Annotated in this window: 17 protein-coding genes; 15 read left to right on the plus strand and 2 right to left on the minus strand. The window is 45.8% G+C overall.

Features of this window, described 5'->3' with window-relative positions; all coding sequences use genetic code 11:
• Positions 1-27: 27 nt before the first annotated feature.
• Positions 28-486, minus strand: a complete 459-nt coding sequence (locus BIW15_RS22255; protein ID WP_005460159.1) for a CBS domain-containing protein — start codon at positions 484-486, stop codon at positions 28-30.
• A 317-nt stretch (positions 487-803) separates the two neighbouring features.
• On the opposite strand from BIW15_RS22255, the gene BIW15_RS22265 reads away from it, so the two are divergent.
• The 6 genes from BIW15_RS22265 (at position 804) to secF (ending at position 7,926) form a co-directional block, all read left to right on the plus strand.
• Positions 804-1,952, plus strand: coding sequence for a trypsin-like serine protease (locus BIW15_RS22265; RefSeq protein ID WP_179115329.1), 1,149 nt, complete (start codon positions 804-806; stop codon positions 1,950-1,952).
• A gap of 305 nt (positions 1,953-2,257) precedes the next feature.
• Positions 2,258-3,310, plus strand: a complete 1,053-nt coding sequence (queA, locus tag BIW15_RS22270; RefSeq protein WP_077281635.1) for a tRNA preQ1(34) S-adenosylmethionine ribosyltransferase-isomerase QueA — start codon at positions 2,258-2,260, stop codon at positions 3,308-3,310.
• A 147-nt stretch (positions 3,311-3,457) separates the two neighbouring features.
• Complete coding sequence (gene tgt / locus BIW15_RS22275) at positions 3,458-4,591, plus strand: tRNA guanosine(34) transglycosylase Tgt (RefSeq protein WP_005460199.1); 1,134 nt, start codon at positions 3,458-3,460, stop codon at positions 4,589-4,591.
• Between the two features lie 165 nt (positions 4,592-4,756).
• Complete coding sequence (gene yajC / locus BIW15_RS22280) at positions 4,757-5,086, plus strand: preprotein translocase subunit YajC (protein ID WP_005460204.1); 330 nt, start codon at positions 4,757-4,759, stop codon at positions 5,084-5,086.
• A gap of 21 nt (positions 5,087-5,107) precedes the next feature.
• Positions 5,108-6,964 (plus strand): protein translocase subunit SecD, encoded by a 1,857-nt coding sequence (gene secD, locus BIW15_RS22285; RefSeq protein ID WP_005460193.1) that lies wholly within the window; start codon positions 5,108-5,110, stop codon positions 6,962-6,964.
• Positions 6,965-6,978: 14 nt separating this feature from the next.
• The gene (gene secF, locus BIW15_RS22290; RefSeq protein ID WP_005460198.1) at positions 6,979-7,926 is read left to right on the plus strand and encodes a protein translocase subunit SecF; all 948 of its coding nucleotides are present in this window, start codon (positions 6,979-6,981) and stop codon (positions 7,924-7,926) included.
• Positions 7,927-8,174: 248 nt separating this feature from the next.
• Here secF and suhB read toward each other — a convergent pair whose 3' ends face one another.
• The gene (gene suhB / locus BIW15_RS22295) at positions 8,175-8,978 is read right to left on the minus strand and encodes an inositol-1-monophosphatase (protein WP_005460178.1); all 804 of its coding nucleotides are present in this window, start codon (positions 8,976-8,978) and stop codon (positions 8,175-8,177) included.
• Positions 8,979-9,209: 231 nt separating this feature from the next.
• Between suhB and trmJ the strand changes: the two genes are divergently transcribed.
• The 9 genes from trmJ to iscX all read left to right on the plus strand — a co-directional run bounded on the left by trmJ (position 9,210) and on the right by iscX (position 15,656).
• Positions 9,210-9,929 (plus strand): tRNA (cytosine(32)/uridine(32)-2'-O)-methyltransferase TrmJ, encoded by a 720-nt coding sequence (trmJ, locus tag BIW15_RS22300; RefSeq protein WP_005460175.1) that lies wholly within the window; start codon positions 9,210-9,212, stop codon positions 9,927-9,929.
• Positions 9,930-10,054: 125 nt separating this feature from the next.
• Positions 10,055-10,561 (plus strand): Fe-S cluster assembly transcriptional regulator IscR, encoded by a 507-nt coding sequence (gene iscR / locus BIW15_RS22305; protein WP_005381720.1) that lies wholly within the window; start codon positions 10,055-10,057, stop codon positions 10,559-10,561.
• A 28-nt stretch (positions 10,562-10,589) separates the two neighbouring features.
• Positions 10,590-11,804 carry an IscS subfamily cysteine desulfurase gene (locus BIW15_RS22310; protein ID WP_005460179.1) on the plus strand — a complete coding sequence of 405 codons (1,215 nt, stop codon included), beginning with the start codon at positions 10,590-10,592 and terminating at the stop codon, positions 11,802-11,804.
• 37 nt (positions 11,805-11,841) lie between these two features.
• A complete protein-coding gene (gene iscU, locus BIW15_RS22315; protein WP_005483070.1) occupies positions 11,842-12,225 on the plus strand; it encodes a Fe-S cluster assembly scaffold IscU in 384 nt (127 codons plus the stop codon).
• A 71-nt stretch (positions 12,226-12,296) separates the two neighbouring features.
• Positions 12,297-12,620, plus strand: coding sequence for an iron-sulfur cluster assembly protein IscA (gene iscA, locus BIW15_RS22320; RefSeq protein ID WP_005482998.1), 324 nt, complete (start codon positions 12,297-12,299; stop codon positions 12,618-12,620).
• A 55-nt stretch (positions 12,621-12,675) separates the two neighbouring features.
• On the plus strand, positions 12,676-13,191 hold the full coding sequence (hscB, locus tag BIW15_RS22325; protein WP_077281636.1) for a co-chaperone HscB: 516 nt from the start codon (positions 12,676-12,678) through the stop codon (positions 13,189-13,191).
• Between the two features lie 21 nt (positions 13,192-13,212).
• Complete coding sequence (gene hscA, locus BIW15_RS22330; RefSeq protein ID WP_077281637.1) at positions 13,213-15,066, plus strand: Fe-S protein assembly chaperone HscA; 1,854 nt, start codon at positions 13,213-13,215, stop codon at positions 15,064-15,066.
• A 12-nt stretch (positions 15,067-15,078) separates the two neighbouring features.
• Positions 15,079-15,417, plus strand: coding sequence for an ISC system 2Fe-2S type ferredoxin (fdx, locus tag BIW15_RS22335; protein WP_005460237.1), 339 nt, complete (start codon positions 15,079-15,081; stop codon positions 15,415-15,417).
• Between the two features lie 44 nt (positions 15,418-15,461).
• Positions 15,462-15,656, plus strand: a complete 195-nt coding sequence (iscX, locus tag BIW15_RS22340) for a Fe-S cluster assembly protein IscX (RefSeq protein WP_005460231.1) — start codon at positions 15,462-15,464, stop codon at positions 15,654-15,656.
• The last annotated feature ends 129 nt before the right edge of the window (positions 15,657-15,785 follow it).

Consider the following 15,785-nt stretch of genomic DNA (forward strand, 5'->3'; position numbering starts at 1 on the left):
GGCATCCCGGCCGCTCTTTTTTCGTCTTTATAACGCTTCTTCATCCGGTTCAATTTCTTCCGGCTCAACCTCTTCTTGCAGTTCAAGCAAGTTGATCGCGATCGTAACGAAGTCCGTGTCAGTAATGATTCCAACCAGATGCCCTTTATGCACGATAGGCAAGCAGCCCACTTTGTGCTTTTGCATGTAAATGGCGCTCTCTTTTAGACCCGCTCTTGGCTCTGCAGTCATGATGTTAGTGTGCATCATTTCGTAGAGAGGCGTATCGAGGGTAAAAGATTGTTCAGCGTCATCTGGGTGCAAACAGGATTCTTGAGCAGCAAGAATATCACGTTGAGTCACCAAGCCTTGTAAGTGATGATTGGCGTCAACAACCGGAATATGTCGAATATCCAACGCGTCCATCATGCTCTTTGCATCGCGCAAGGTATGCGTGCGTAGCAAGGTATGAGGGTTGCGAGTCATCATGTCTTCAACCTTGATCATAGAGACCTCCAGCGGCATTGTCCTTTCTTTAAATATAGAGAATATTTTGCCGTATATCTGGGAGCCAACTCGTTTTTCATCAATTAAATAGCACAATGCTCTTGCACCTCTTTTTTACTGCGTAATCTGTGTGTTATCGATGTTTTTATTAGTTTGAATAAGTCGGTTTGCGTGCGAGTCAGTTGGCATTTTTGATTGATATTGAATGTGTACCCAAGGTAATCCAATGAATTGAATCGCACATTTTTATTCGTTGGATTTTCCAAGATTCGTCTCTCGAAGAAGATACGCTCAGGCTTACCAAATTGAAGACGATTATGTACAAAAAATTATTTGCACTGATGGCTGCTGCAATGAGTGTCCAATCCGCTCAGGCCATCGTTTTGGGCAGTGTGGAGTCAAACCCTGCAGATCGCGTTGCGATTCGAGCCAGTAACATGGCGGAATTTCAAAACTGTGGCGGCACTATGGTCACTGACCAGTGGGTAATGACTGCGGCCCACTGTGTCGTAATGGGGCAAGGTTCGAACGAAGCGAGCTATTACGTTACCCAACCGGGTGAACTGTCTATCACTGCTCGTGTACATAGTCTTCACGATACGAGTATCGACAACTACTACACCGTTTCGCATGTCGTCGTGCATCCAAACTACACTCGTATCTCGAAAGCGGATGTTGACAGCAAGGGGAATGTGAAGCCTATTCAAACGGCGCTCGATAATGACATTGCGCTGCTTTACCTTACTCGCCCAGTTACTGGGGTGAATGTGGCTGACCTCGCCACGAAAGAAGACATGATCAGCATTGAGGCTCGATTAGCGGCGGATTGGAACGATAACTACGACACCAACCAGCGAACTGAAAATGTTCAGGTGTATGGATGGGGAACAACAACGCCAATGGCATCGGAGGCTTCTCCTTTGTTACAAACCACTCAGATCGGTTTTCTTCCGATAGACAAGTGTTATGAGCGTCTGGAAATTGGCAATAGCTATCCGGGGTTGATTAACTCTAGAACCAACGCGACTAAGATCTGTACAGTGCCCACATTCAATAGGATTTTAGAGCCAAGCAGCAGCACTCAATATGGTAACTCTGCTTGTAAAGGGGACAGCGGTGGCCCGCTGCTGGACATTGCGACAGGCAAGCAAATTGGGGTCGTGAGTGGTGGTCCTTTGGTATTGCCGACTTGTGGCTCGCTGACCATTCCAAGTTTTTATACGAAGGTCAGTAACTACTACGATTGGGTTCAGTCTTACATTACTGCCGACACACCACCAAACCGTTACATCACTGAACCAAATTTTATCATCAATGCTAGAGAAGAAGCGGGCAAAGAGTGTCACGATGGTATCGCAACCAATAATTGTGATTTCAAAGGTTCCGATGACGATGGCGGCAGTCTAAATCTCTGGTTGTTGGCTCTGTTCGCTCCTTTAGCATGGTGGCGCAGACGCGAAGCTTAATCACGTTAACGATGTTGAAAGAAACGAGCAGCGCACGTCGCTGCTCGTTTTATTGTTAGGTTGGCGCTGTATAAATGACGATGAGTGCGTCGTCAAAATGAATGTCCTTACGCCATGTAAGAATATTGCCAAGTGATCGCGGATTTTCATGTTTTATTACACTCTTCACCATGGCTTTTACAGCGATATTCTGGGGATTTGCTTGCTATTGCAGCATGTAAACATATACTAGTCTGCTGCGAAAAACTCGTCGCAATTTAATCGTCTTCTTTGACGTGATTTGACCAATATATAAGACAAGTAACATGCAAGTATCAGATTTCCATTTCGACCTTCCAGATGAACTCATCGCTCGTTACCCTCAACCAGAGCGTACCGCAAGCCGACTGCTACAAATGGACGGCAATACTGGCGAGCTTATAGATGGCACATTTACCGATGTGTTAAACCAAGTTCAAGCTGGTGACTTAGTGGTTTTCAATAATACCCGCGTTATTCCAGCGCGTATGTTTGGTCGTAAAGAATCTGGCGGTAAGTTAGAGGTGCTAGTGGAGCGCATGCTAGATGAGAACAGCATCCTTGCGCACGTTCGCTGCTCTAAATCACCAAAACCAGGCACTACTATTATTGTGGGCGAGAATGACGAATACTCAGCGGAAATGGTGGCTCGTCACGACGCCCTATTCGAACTGAAATTTAACTCTGATAAGACGGTATTAGAAATCCTTGAAGAAATTGGCCACATGCCACTTCCTCCATACATTGACCGCCCAGATGAAGACGCAGATAAAGAGCGTTACCAAACCGTATATAACCAAAAACCAGGCGCAGTAGCAGCACCTACAGCTGGCCTGCACTTTGATGACGTTCTTTTAGATAAGATCAAAGCCAAAGGCGCTGAGTTTGCTTACGTTACACTACACGTCGGTGCAGGTACGTTCCAACCAGTAAAAGTGGATAACATCAACGATCACCACATGCATGCAGAGTATGTAGAAGTACCGCAAGAAGTGGTGGATGCCATCAATGCAACCAAAGCTCGCGGTGGTCGCATCATCGCAGTGGGTACAACATCAGTACGTTCACTCGAAAGTGCAGCGCAAGATGCGTTGAAGAAAGGCTCAGAATTGGTTCCATTCTTCGGCGATACTGAAATTTTTATCTACCCTGGTTACGAATACCAGCTGGTGGATTGCTTGATCACGAACTTCCACTTACCAGAATCAACATTGATCATGTTGGTGAGTGCGTTTGCTGGCTACGAGAACACCATGAATGCTTACAAGCATGCGGTGGAAAACAAATACCGCTTCTTCTCGTACGGTGACTCAATGTTCATCAAAAAGAAAACGATTTAGTAAAAAATAAGATTTACGAGTGCTAGCAGTAAGCTAGGAAATAAAGCATTCATTGCTTTGTCTCTCGCAAGGAAAAGCGACCGCTCCTTAAGTAGGGCAGAGCCCTAAACACTCAGTCAGACTGTTTCTCTGACATTCGGAGGCATCGTGAAATTAAAATTCGATCTTAAGAAGAAAAACGGTAATGCGCGTCGTGGTCAACTGACTTTCGAACGCGGCACTGTCCAAACTCCAGCGTTCATGCCAGTCGGTACCTACGGTACGGTTAAAGGCATGACACCAGAAGAAGTAAAAGGCACAGGGGCAGAAATTCTGCTAGGCAACACGTTCCACTTGTGGCTGCGTCCTGGTCAAGAAGTGATGAAAATGCACGGTGACCTGCACGATTTCATGAACTGGCACGGTCCTATTCTTACCGATTCAGGCGGTTTCCAAGTATTCAGCCTAGGTAAGATGCGTACTATCACAGAGAAAGGTGTTCACTTCCGTAACCCTGTGAATGGCGACAAGATTTTCATGGATGCAGAAAAGTCGATGGAAATTCAAAAAGATCTAGGCTCTGACATCGTAATGATTTTCGACGAGTGTACGCCATACCCTGCGACACATAACGAAGCGAAAAAATCGATGGAAATGTCGCTACGTTGGGCTCAACGCTCACGTGATCACTTCGATAAGCTAGAAAACCCGAACAACCTATTTGGTATTGTTCAAGGTGGTGTTTACGAAGACCTTCGTGATGTATCGGTAAAAGGCCTAACTGAGATCGGTTTTGACGGCTACGCTGTGGGTGGTTTGGCAGTTGGTGAGCCAAAAGAAGACATGCACCGTATTCTTGAGCACACTTGTCCACAACTTCCAGAAGATAAGCCACGCTACCTAATGGGCGTAGGTAAACCGGAAGACTTGGTAGAAGGCGTTCGTCGCGGTATCGACATGTTTGACTGTGTAATGCCTACGCGTAACGCACGTAACGGTCACCTATTTGTGACTGGTGGTGTGATCAAGATCCGTAATGCGAAACATAAAACGGATACAACGCCGTTAGATCCGCATTGTGACTGTTACACTTGTCAGAACTACAGCAAGTCGTACCTTCACCACCTAGAGCGTTGTAACGAAATTCTAGGTGCTCGTCTGAATACGATCCACAACCTGCGTTACTACCAGCGTCTGATGGAAAGCATTCGCAAGGCGATTGATGAAGACCGTTTCGATGAGTTTGTTCAAGAGTTTTACGCTCGTCGTGACCGCGAAGTGCCACCACTAAGCAAAGCTTAAAAGAATTAAAGCCTTTGGCATGTCGCCAGAGGCTTTTGCTAATAAAGTAGGCTAACGCACGTTATTTTTGAGAGAGCGATCTCTATTAGTCACTCTCAGACTTGAATCTAAATTGCGAAAGCCCAACTTGTTGGATTATCAATAAAATATAATGAGGATGTTTTAATGTTTATTTCTCAGGCTCACGCAGCAGCAGAAGGCGCGCCAGCTGGCGGTGGTTTCGAAATGCTAATCATGCTTGGCATGTTCGCAGTGATTTTCTACTTCATGATTTACCGCCCACAAGCGAAACGTGTTAAAGAACACAAGAACCTAATGTCTTCTATGGGCAAAGGTGACGAAGTTCTGACCAGCGGCGGTCTAGTGGGTAAAATCACTAAAATCGCTGAAGACAACGACTACATTTCAATTGAGCTTAATGCGAACAATGAAGTTGTAATCAAGAAAGACTTCATCACTGCAGTGCTGCCAAAAGGTACGCTTAAGTCTCTATAAAACAGCTAAAGGGTCCTCGCTGTGCTAAACCGTTACCCATTATGGAAGTACTTGATGGTGTTTTTTGCCATCATCACCGCTGCATTGTATGCACTTCCAAATATCTACGGTGAAGATCCGGCTATTCAAGTTACAGGGGCGCGTGGCGCCTCTGTAGATATGTCAACGCTGGATGCTGTCACCACTGCTCTTGATAAAGAGCATCTCTCTCATAAATCCATTGCTCTCGAGAATGGATCAATTCTTGTTCGTTTCAACGACACTGATACTCAAATTAGTGCGCGTGATGTCATCAGCGAAGCGCTTGGCAAAGACAAAATTGTTGCACTTAACCTTGCTCCTTCTACTCCAGATTGGCTAGAAGCAATTGGTGCGTCGCCACTTAAACTAGGTCTTGACCTACGTGGTGGTGTTCACTTCTTGATGGAAGTGGATATGGACGCAGCAATGGAAAAGCTTGTTGGTCAACAAGAGGAAGCTTTCCGTAGTGAACTTCGTGACGCTAAGATTCGTTACCGTGCAATCCGTCCTTCTGGCAAAGAAGGGGTGGAAGTACTGCTACGTGACGAAGAGCAACTGGCTGAAGCGAAGCGCACGCTAACGAAGAATCATCCTGACATGAACTTTGTCGAGTCTGATTCGAATGGTCGTTACGCTCTTATCGCCACTTTTACTGAGCAACGTTTGCAAGAGATTCGTAACTACGCTGTAGAACAAAACATCACGATTCTACGTAACCGTGTAAACGAGCTGGGTGTTGCTGAGCCGCTTGTGCAACGTCAAGGCGCTAGCCGCATCGTTGTTGAGCTGCCAGGTGTTCAAGATACTGCTCGTGCGAAAGAAATTCTCGGTGCTACGGCAACCCTTGAATTCCGTGAAGTTGATGATAAAGCTGATTTAGCAGCGGCGGCGAATGGCCGTGCACCTGCGGGCAGTGAAATCAAACAAGATCGCGATGGTCGTCCTGTTGTACTTAAAAAGCGTGTCATCCTAAGCGGCGCTAGCATCACGGATGCAAGTTCTAGTGTGGATGAATACGGTCGCCCTCAAGTTAACATCTCGCTAGACAGCGAGGGTGGTAACAAGATGTCGGCGTTCTCGAAGAAAAACATTGGTAAGTTAATGGCTACCGTGTTTGCTGAGTACAAAGACAGCGGTCGTAAAACGCCTGAAGGCAAAGTTATCCTGACTAAGCACGAAGAAGTGATTAACCAAGCAACGATTCAATCTGCACTTGGCCGTAACTTCCGTATTACAGGTATCGACTCTGCTGCTGAAGCGCACAACCTCGCACTTCTATTACGTGCAGGTGCACTTATCGCACCGATCTCTATCGTTGAAGAACGTACCATTGGTCCGTCAATGGGTCAGCAAAACATCGACATGGGTATCCAAGCGTGTGTTTGGGGTATGGTAGCTGTAATGCTATTTACTCTGCTTTACTACCGCGGCTTTGGTCTGATTGCCAATATTGCGTTGATGGCTAACTTAGTGTTGATCATTGGTGTGATGTCGATGATTCCAGGGGCAACGATGACGCTGCCAGGTATTGCCGGTATCGTATTGACTGTGGGTATGGCCGTCGATGCTAACGTACTGATCTTTGAACGTATCCGTGAAGAGTTGCGAGATGGACGTAGTCCACAACAAGCGATTCACCAAGGTTACGCCAACGCATTTAGTACCATTGCCGATGCGAACATCACGACGCTTATCACTGCAATCATTCTGTTTGCTGTTGGTACAGGTGCAGTGAAAGGTTTCGCAGTTACTCTATCTATCGGTATCTTAACTTCAATGTTCACCGCCATCATTGGTACACGTTGTATCGTGAACCTACTGTACGGTGGCAAACGCGTTGATAAATTGTCGATCTAAGGCTGGGAATTAATATGTTTCAAATTCTAAAAGCAGAGAAGTCGATCGGCTTTATGCGTTGGTCAAAAGTGGCGTTCGTATTCTCAATCTTTATGATTGCCGCTTCTATCTTCACATTATCAACCAAATGGCTGAACTGGGGTCTAGACTTCACGGGCGGTACGCTAATCGAAGTTGGCTTTGAAAAACCAGCTAACCTTGAAGAAATCCGTACAGCACTTGATGCAAAAGGTTTCGGAGATGCGACAGTACAGAACTTTGGTAGTGCTCGCGATGTGATGGTGCGTCTTCGTCCTCGTGACGACGTTTCTGGCGAAACGCTAGGTAACCAAATCATCGGTGCGATCAAAGAAGGTACTGGTGAAAGCGTAGAAATGCGCCGTATCGAGTTTGTTGGTCCAAACGTTGGTGATGAACTAACTGAAGCGGGCGGTCTGGCGATCCTTGTGTCGCTCATCTGTATCCTGATTTACGTATCAATGCGATTTGAATGGCGTCTAGCAGCTGGTGCTGTAATGGCGTTGGCGCACGATATTATTATCACGCTGGGTGTATTCTCATTCCTACAGATTGAAGTGGACCTAACTATCGTGGCTGCGTTGCTAACGGTTGTTGGTTACTCGCTCAACGATACCATCGTAGTATTCGACCGTATTCGTGAAAATTTCCGCAAGATGCGTAAAGGTGATCCTGCGGACATCATGGATGCTTCGATTACACAAACATTGAGCCGTACGTTGATTACTTCTGGTACAACGTTGTTTGTAGTTATTGCACTGTTTGTACAGGGCGGGGCAATGATCCACGGTTTTGCAACGGCACTGTTGTTAGGTATCACGGTTGGTACTTACTCTTCTATCTACGTAGCATCTGCACTTGCTCTAAAACTGGGTATCCAGAAAGAGCACTTGATGCCACCGCAAGTAGAAAAAGAAGGCGCAGAATTCGACGAGATGCCATAAGGCTGATTGAGAATCGAAAACAAAAACCGCTGAACTCTCAGCGGTTTTTTGTATCTAGACTTTGAGCAAAGAAGTAGAGTGTTTTGCGGCCATCAAGTTTTTATATTCTAGCCCAAGTAGCCCAAGTAGCCCAAGTAGCCCAAGTTTTTAGAATCTAAACAATGTGGGTTTGGATACAAAAAAGCCCCGCTCGTTGAGCGGGGCTTCTTAAAGTCATCAGCGTGACGGGCTAAATTGACTTTTAAATCTTACTTAAGGATCGCGCTGTTACCATTTTCGCGAATATGCTTAAGCATAGATTTCACGCCACGAGCGCTTGAAGCAACAATGTTACCAGACTTCATGTACTCAGTGCCGCCAGCAAAGTCAGTTAGGATTGCGCCAGCTTCACGAGCAATAAGCTCACCTGCAGCCATATCCCAAGGTTTTAGACCTAGCTCGAAGTAACCATCAACACGGCCAGCAGCCACGTAACATAGGTCAAGAGCAGCAGAGCCGCTACGACGGAAGTCAGCACATTCAGTGAATAGAGAACCAACGATCTTAATGTAAGACTCTGAGTGTTGCTTCTGCTTGAATGGGAAACCTGTTGCTAGAACAGTACCTTGAAGGTCTTTCAGCGGAGTAACACGAATACGTGCACTGTTTAGCTGAGCACCAGCACCGCGTTGTGCAGTAAATAGTTCGTTTTGCATTGGGTCGTAAACACAAGCAACTTCAGTTTTGCCTTTGATACGAACAGCGATAGAAACCGCGAAGTGTGGGTAACCTTTTACAAAGTTAGTAGTGCCATCCAGTGGGTCGATGATCCATTGTACGTCTTTATCTTTACCTTCGATAAGACCTTGTTCTTCAGCAACGATGCAGTGCTCTGGGTAAGACTGCTTGATAGTATCGATGATGATGTATTCTGCTTCTTTGTCTACGTTAGTGACAAAGTCATTAGTGCCTTTAAGTGTAGATTCTACTTTATCAGTGTTTTCTAATGATTTAGCAATATGATTGCCTGCTTTTCGCGCAGCGCGAATAGCAATGTTTAGCATTGGATGCATACAAATTTCCCAACGGATGTTAAAGAACGAATAAAAGCGGCGGCGAGTATACCAAAGATAAACGAAAAAGGAAGTGGTTATTTTTTAGACGTTAATGAATGGTGTCATCTTTGATATCGCGTCATACAACACAACAATTGATGAGAATGCGAATAGAAGTCAGCTTCTCCCTAGGGTGTGTTAAAAAACTATGGTAACATCCTGCGGTTTTAATTTAGGTAGCAATCATAGATGTTGGATCAAGTAAAAGTCGTACTCGTAGGCACCTCACATTCTGGCAATATTGGCTCAGCAGCCCGAGCAATGAAAGTGATGGGTTTAAGCCAACTTGTATTGGTCGATCCACAATGTGAAGTGGATGAACAAACGCTAGCACTGGCCGCTGGTGCCGCTGATATCGCTCAGAATGCTCAAGTCGTAAGCACACTGGAAGAAGCTATTGAAGACTGTGGTCTTGTGGTCGGTTCAAGTGCTCGCTCTCGCACATTAGAATGGCCAATGCTTGAGCCACGTGAATGTGGTGAAAAGTTTGCAGTTGAAGGCCAAAAACATCCGGTAGCTTTAGTGTTTGGGCGTGAAAGAACAGGCCTAACTAACGAAGAGCTACAAAAGTGCCACTATCATGTATGCATTCCTGCTAACCCTGAATACAGTTCCTTGAACTTAGCGATGGCGGTTCAAACGCTAAGCTATGAAGTTCGTGTTGCTCATCTTAATCTTGAGCAGAAACAATTCTCACCAGTTGAAGTCGAAGAGTATCCTCGTCATAAAGAGCTAGAAATGTTCTTTGACCATCTTGAAAAGGTCATCGTAGAGACCCAGTTTATAAACAAAGAACAACCTGGCCAGGTGATGAATAAATTGCGTCGTCTTTTCTCTCGAGCACGACCAGAGACTCAAGAGTTGAATATTCTTCGCGGTATTTTGACCTCAATTGAAAAGAAGCTCTGAATAAAGAATAACCTTTTTAGGTGTAAGGATGAATACCTGAGTAATTTAGTCAAATAAATACTTGACCATTTTACTCGGGTATGGAAAAATCTTAACCATTACAAACCATGTGGATACGGTGTGGTATGAAACTTACATCTAAAGGAAGATATGCGGTGACAGCCATGCTGGATGTGGCACTGCATTCGCAACAAAACCCTGTACCTCTTGCTGATATTTCAGAACGTCAGGGGATCTCGCTCTCTTACTTAGAGCAGCTTTTTTCTAAATTGCGTAAAGCAGGTCTCGTTGCCAGCGTTCGTGGTCCTGGTGGTGGTTACCGACTTGGTGCCGACGCACATAGTATCGCTATCGGTACTGTGATTGCGGCCGTTGATGAGTCAGTTGACGCAACCAAATGTCAGGGCAAAGGAGATTGCCAAGGCGGGACTCGTTGCTTAACTCATACGCTATGGCGTGACCTAAGTTCTCGCATTAGTGACTTCTTGAATAACATCACTCTTGGTGAGTTGATGACAGACAATGAAGTGCTAGAAATTTCTGATCGTCAGGATATTGATCTGGCGGTAACTCATGGGCTTTCAAACAAAAATACAACCGCCGCGCCCATCGGTGTAAACGTCCGCTCTTAGCGGTCAGCATTTTACATTGGAGTAGAGAATGAAACTGCCGATTTATCTTGATTATTCCGCTACATGTCCAGTTGATCCACGTGTTGCTGAAAAAATGGTTCAGTACATGACAATGGATGGCACATTTGGCAACCCAGCTTCACGTTCGCACCGTTACGGCTGGCAGGCAGAAGAAGCGGTAGATACTGCTCGTGAGCAAATTGCTGACCTTCTAAATGCAGATCCTCGCGAAATCGTATTCACATCTGGTGCGACAGAGTCTGACAACCTTGCGATTAAAGGTGCTGCGCACTTTTACTCGAAAAAAGGCAAGCACGTAATCACTTGTAAAACAGAGCATAAAGCGGTGCTTGACCCATGTCGTCAGCTAGAGCGCGAAGGCTTTGAAGTGACTTACCTAGAGCCTGAATCAAATGGCCTTATCGATCTTGAGAAGCTGAAAGCGGCAATGCGCGATGACACAGTGCTTGTGTCTATTATGCACGTAAACAACGAAATTGGTGTAATTCAAGACATCGCAGCAATCGGCGAACTATGTCGTGAGCGCAAGATCGTGTTCCACGTGGATGCAGCTCAGTCTGCTGGTAAATTGCCAATCGACGTTCAAGAAATGAAAGTTGATTTGATTTCATTGTCAGCACACAAAGTCTACGGTCCAAAAGGTATCGGTGCACTTTACGTACGTCGTAAACCTCGTATCCGCCTTGAAGCACAAATGCACGGTGGCGGCCATGAGCGTGGTTTCCGTTCTGGTACGTTAGCAACTCACCAAATCGTAGGTATGGGGGAAGCTTTCCGCATTGCAAAAGAAGAGATGCAGAAAGATTACGACCACGCACTAGCACTTCGTAACCGCCTTCTTAATGGTGTGAAAGACCTTGAAGCGGTCACAGTGAACGGTGACCTAGAGCAGCGTGTACCACAAAACCTAAACATCAGTTTTGCTTTCGTAGAAGGTGAATCTCTGCTGATGTCGCTAAAAGATCTAGCGGTATCTTCAGGTAGTGCATGTACTTCTGCGAGTCTAGAGCCTTCTTACGTACTTCGTGCCCTAGGCATGGATGATGAGTTGGCTCACAGCTCGGTTCGTTTCTCATTCGGTCGTTTTACCACTGAAGAAGAAATTGATTACGCAATTGAACAAATCCGCGTTGCAGTGACTAAGCTACGCGACATGTCTCCTCTATGGGATATGTACAAGGAAGGGGTTGATCTGAGCACTGTTGAATGGGCTCACCATTAATCTCACGGACTGAATAGAGGATTCGAGGTAATTTATCATGGCATACAGCGAAAAAGTAATTGATCACTACGAGAACCCGCGTAACGTTGGTTCATTTGACAAAGAAGACCCATCAGTAGGTAGCGGCATGGTTGGCGCTCCAGCTTGTGGTGACGTAATGAAACTGCAAATCAAAGTGACACCGGAAGGTATCATCGAAGATGCGAAGTTCAAAACTTACGGTTGTGGTAGTGCAATCGCGTCAAGCTCACTAGTAACAGAGTGGGTAAAAGGCAAATCAATTGATGAAGCGGCTGCAATTAAGAACTCTGAAATTGCAGAAGAGCTAGAACTTCCACCTGTGAAAGTTCACTGTTCAATTCTTGCTGAAGACGCAATCAAAGCAGCGGTTGCTGACTACAAGAAAAAACACCAAGAATAATTATTCCGTAATATAATGGGAGCCTTTAACGCTCCCATTCCAATCGTAATTTAGACAGACTAAGGTGCAGTATGGCCATCACAATGACAGAAACAGCGGCAAGTCGCGTAAAAGCATTCCTAGATAACCGAGGCAAAGGTATCGGTTTACGTCTTGGAGTGAAGACGACAGGTTGTTCCGGCATGGCTTACGTACTTGAGTTTGTTGACGAGCTAAACGAAGAAGATGAAGTGTTTGATTTCTCAGGCGTGAAAATCATCATCGACAAGAAAAGCTTGGTGTACTTAGACGGTACCGAATTGGATTACGTGAAAGAAGGGTTGAATGAAGGTTTTGAATTCAACAACCCTAATGCAAAAAGTGAATGTGGTTGTGGTGAAAGCTTCAACGTCTAATTGATTGTCCTTCTGGGCAAGCGAGTCCGGAAGGCTTTACTAGGACCCGATCTTAATGAATCACTTTGAATTATTTGGGCTACCAAGTCAGTTTCAGCTGGATGGTAGCCTTCTTTCTTCTAAGTTCCGAGAACTACAAAAGCGCTTCCACCCGGACAACTTTGCTACCGCCTCTGAGCGAGACCGCTTGATGTCGGTGCAAAAGGCTGCGCAAATTAACGATGCGTACCAAGTCCTCAAACATCCTATCTCTCGTGCGGAGTACATCTTGGCAGAGCAGGGAGTGGAAATCCGTGGTGAGCAACAAACCATGCAAGATCCGATGTTCCTGATGGAACAAATGGAACTGCGCGAAGAACTAGAAGATATTGCTGACTGCTCTGATCCTGAATCGGCGCTTTTTGACTTCGATTCTAAGGTCAGCAAAATGTATAAGCAGCATTTGGCAAGCGTTGAGCAAGAGCTTAACGATGGTCTTTGGGCTGAAGCCGCAGACCGAGTTCGTAAATTGAAATTCATTGCCAAACTAAAGAACGAAATTGAACTGGTCGAAGATAAGCTTCTCGGCTAGTTAGCGTGACAAGGACCAATCATGGCACTACTTCAAATCGCAGAACCGGGCCAAAGCTCGGCACCTCATGAGCATAAGTTAGCGGCTGGTATCGACTTAGGTACTACCAACTCTTTGGTCGCTTCTGTACGCAGTGGCGATGCCACCACATTAAATGATGAGCAAGGTCGTAGCATTTTGCCATCGGTGGTGAATTACTCAGCAGAATCAACAGTGGTTGGTTACGATGCGAAAGCCAAAGCAGAGTTTGAACCTGAGAACACCATTATCTCAGTGAAACGCTTGATTGGCCGCTCGCTAAAAGACATTCAATCTCGCTACCCTTCATTACCTTACCGTTTTAAAGAGAGTGATAATGGCTTACCAGTACTGCAAACTGCTCAAGGGGATAAAAACCCGATTGAAGTTTCTGCAGATATTCTAAAAGCGCTAGGTAAACGCGCAGAAGAAACTCTAGGTGGAGAGCTTGCGGGTGTGGTAATTACCGTTCCTGCGTACTTCGATGACGCGCAACGCGCGGGCACGAAAGATGCGGCTAAGCTAGCGGGTTTACATGTATTGCGTCTTCTCAATGAGCCAACCGCAGCGGCGATTGCCTACGGTCTGGATTCAGGTCAAGAGGGCGTGATTGCAGTTTACGATTTAGGTGGCGGTACGTTCGATATCTCTATCCTACGTTTGTCGAAAGGCGTATTTGAAGTATTAGCAACAGGCGGCGACTCTGCACTTGGCGGTGATGACTTTGACCACCTATTAGCGGATTACCTAATGGAGCAAGCTGGCCTAGAAGTGCCGCTTTCTGCTGAGAAAAACCGTGCATTACTGAACATTGCAACGGCGACTAAAATTGCTTTCTCTGAGCAAGACAGCGTGGAAGTTGACGTGTTTGGCTGGAAAGGCACTGTAACACGCGAGCAGTTCGAAGGTCTGATTCGCCCACTCGTGAAGAAAACTCTGATGTCTTGTCGTCGTGCACTGAAAGATGCTGACGTAGAAGCGGAGGAAGTACTTGAAGTGGTGATGGTTGGTGGCTCAACTCGTACCTTGCTTGTCCGTGAAATGGTAGGCGAATTCTTTGGTCGCACACCACTCACTAGCATCAACCCTGATGAAGTGGTGGCTATTGGTGCGGGTATCCAAGCAGATATTCTTGCTGGTAACAAACCTGACTCTGAAATGCTGCTGCTTGACGTGATTCCATTATCATTGGGTATTGAAACCATGGGTGGGTTGGTTGAGAAAATCATTCCGCGCAACACCACGATTCCTGTTGCTCGCGCGCAAGAGTTTACCACCTTCAAAGATGGTCAAACGGCGATGAGCGTGCACGTTGTGCAAGGTGAGCGCGAGATGGTGGATGATTGTCGTTCACTTGCGCGTTTCTCACTAAAAGGTATTCCTCCTATGGCGGCAGGTGCTGCGCACATCCGAGTGACGTACCAAGTTGATGCTGACGGTTTACTATCTGTGACTGCAATGGAAAAGAGCACTGGTGTTCAGTCCGAAATTCAAGTGAAACCTTCTTACGGTTTAAGCGATAACGAAGTTGCGAACATGCTGCGTGATTCGATGACTCACGCCAAAGAAGACATGCAAGCTCGTGCGTTAGCTGAACAACGCGTTGAAGCCGACCGGGTGATTGAAGGTTTGATCGCTGCAATGCAAGCTGATGGTGATGAACTACTATCAGAGCAAGAAAAACAAGATCTATTAAAAGCCATTGAAGCACTGATTGAGCTGCGTAATGGTGATGATGCAAATGCCATTGAGCAAGGTATCAAAGATACAGACAAAGCTAGCCAAGACTTTGCGTCGCGCCGTATGGATAAATCGATTCGAGCTGCATTGTCAGGTCAATCAGTAGACGATATATAAGAGAAAGTAGTTATGCCTAAGATTATTGTATTACCACACGAAGATTTGTGCCCAGAAGGCGCAGTGTTGGAAGCGAAGACGGGTGAAACCGTTCTAGACGTAGCACTAAAAAACGGTATTGGTATTGAACACGCGTGTGAAAAATCGTGTGCTTGTACTACTTGCCACGTGATCATTCGTGAAGGTTTTGATTCTCTTGAAGAGAGCGAAGAGCTAGAAGATGACATGCTAGACAAAGCATGGGGTCTTGAGCCGGAGTCTCGTCTTGGTTGTCAGGCGAAAGTTGCGGATGAAGACTTGGTTGTTGAAATTCCAAAATACACGCTAAACCACGCATCAGAAGATCATTAATACTATCGCTCCAAAATAGGGGCGAAGAAAAAGGAAGATGAGCAATGAAATGGACAGATTCTCGCGATATCGCGATTGAGCTTTGTGACAAGTTTCCAGATGTGGATCCACAAACCGTGCGTTTTACCGATCTTCATCAATGGATCATGGAGTTAGATGAGTTTGACGATGAGCCAAACCATTGTAACGAAAAGATCTTAGAAGCGGTCATCATGTGCTGGATGGATGAGGCAGACTGATGCTCAATTCGGCGGTAAAACGCAGCCGAGTTAACAATTCTTACTAAAAAAAGCGGACCTCTAGGTCCGTTTTTTTATCAAGTTGACATTTTTACCCTACATAATGCTAACATCCGTGAGTTATTAAAA

This window comes from Vibrio sp. SALL6, from assembly GCF_002002385.1.
GTDB lineage: Bacteria > Pseudomonadota > Gammaproteobacteria > Enterobacterales > Vibrionaceae > Vibrio > Vibrio parahaemolyticus.

What these genes read in the sequence shown, in the direction of transcription:
- BIW15_RS22255 (WP_005460159.1), bottom strand. Translation starts at nt 486, where the DNA reads ATGATCAAGGTTGAAGACATGATGACTCGCAACCCTCATACCTTGCTA.
- BIW15_RS22265 (WP_179115329.1), top strand. Translation starts at nt 804, where the DNA reads ATGTACAAAAAATTATTTGCACTGATGGCTGCTGCAATGAGTGTCCAA.
- queA (WP_077281635.1), top strand. Translation starts at nt 2,258, where the DNA reads ATGCAAGTATCAGATTTCCATTTCGACCTTCCAGATGAACTCATCGCT.
- yajC (WP_005460204.1), top strand. Translation starts at nt 4,757, where the DNA reads ATGTTTATTTCTCAGGCTCACGCAGCAGCAGAAGGCGCGCCAGCTGGC.
- secF (WP_005460198.1), top strand. Translation starts at nt 6,979, where the DNA reads ATGTTTCAAATTCTAAAAGCAGAGAAGTCGATCGGCTTTATGCGTTGG.
- suhB (WP_005460178.1), bottom strand. Translation starts at nt 8,978, where the DNA reads ATGCATCCAATGCTAAACATTGCTATTCGCGCTGCGCGAAAAGCAGGC.
- trmJ (WP_005460175.1), top strand. Translation starts at nt 9,210, where the DNA reads ATGTTGGATCAAGTAAAAGTCGTACTCGTAGGCACCTCACATTCTGGC.
- iscR (WP_005381720.1), top strand. Translation starts at nt 10,055, where the DNA reads ATGAAACTTACATCTAAAGGAAGATATGCGGTGACAGCCATGCTGGAT.
- BIW15_RS22310 (WP_005460179.1), top strand. Translation starts at nt 10,590, where the DNA reads ATGAAACTGCCGATTTATCTTGATTATTCCGCTACATGTCCAGTTGAT.
- iscU (WP_005483070.1), top strand. Translation starts at nt 11,842, where the DNA reads ATGGCATACAGCGAAAAAGTAATTGATCACTACGAGAACCCGCGTAAC.
- iscA (WP_005482998.1), top strand. Translation starts at nt 12,297, where the DNA reads ATGGCCATCACAATGACAGAAACAGCGGCAAGTCGCGTAAAAGCATTC.
- hscB (WP_077281636.1), top strand. Translation starts at nt 12,676, where the DNA reads ATGAATCACTTTGAATTATTTGGGCTACCAAGTCAGTTTCAGCTGGAT.
- hscA (WP_077281637.1), top strand. Translation starts at nt 13,213, where the DNA reads ATGGCACTACTTCAAATCGCAGAACCGGGCCAAAGCTCGGCACCTCAT.
- fdx (WP_005460237.1), top strand. Translation starts at nt 15,079, where the DNA reads ATGCCTAAGATTATTGTATTACCACACGAAGATTTGTGCCCAGAAGGC.
- iscX (WP_005460231.1), top strand. Translation starts at nt 15,462, where the DNA reads ATGAAATGGACAGATTCTCGCGATATCGCGATTGAGCTTTGTGACAAG.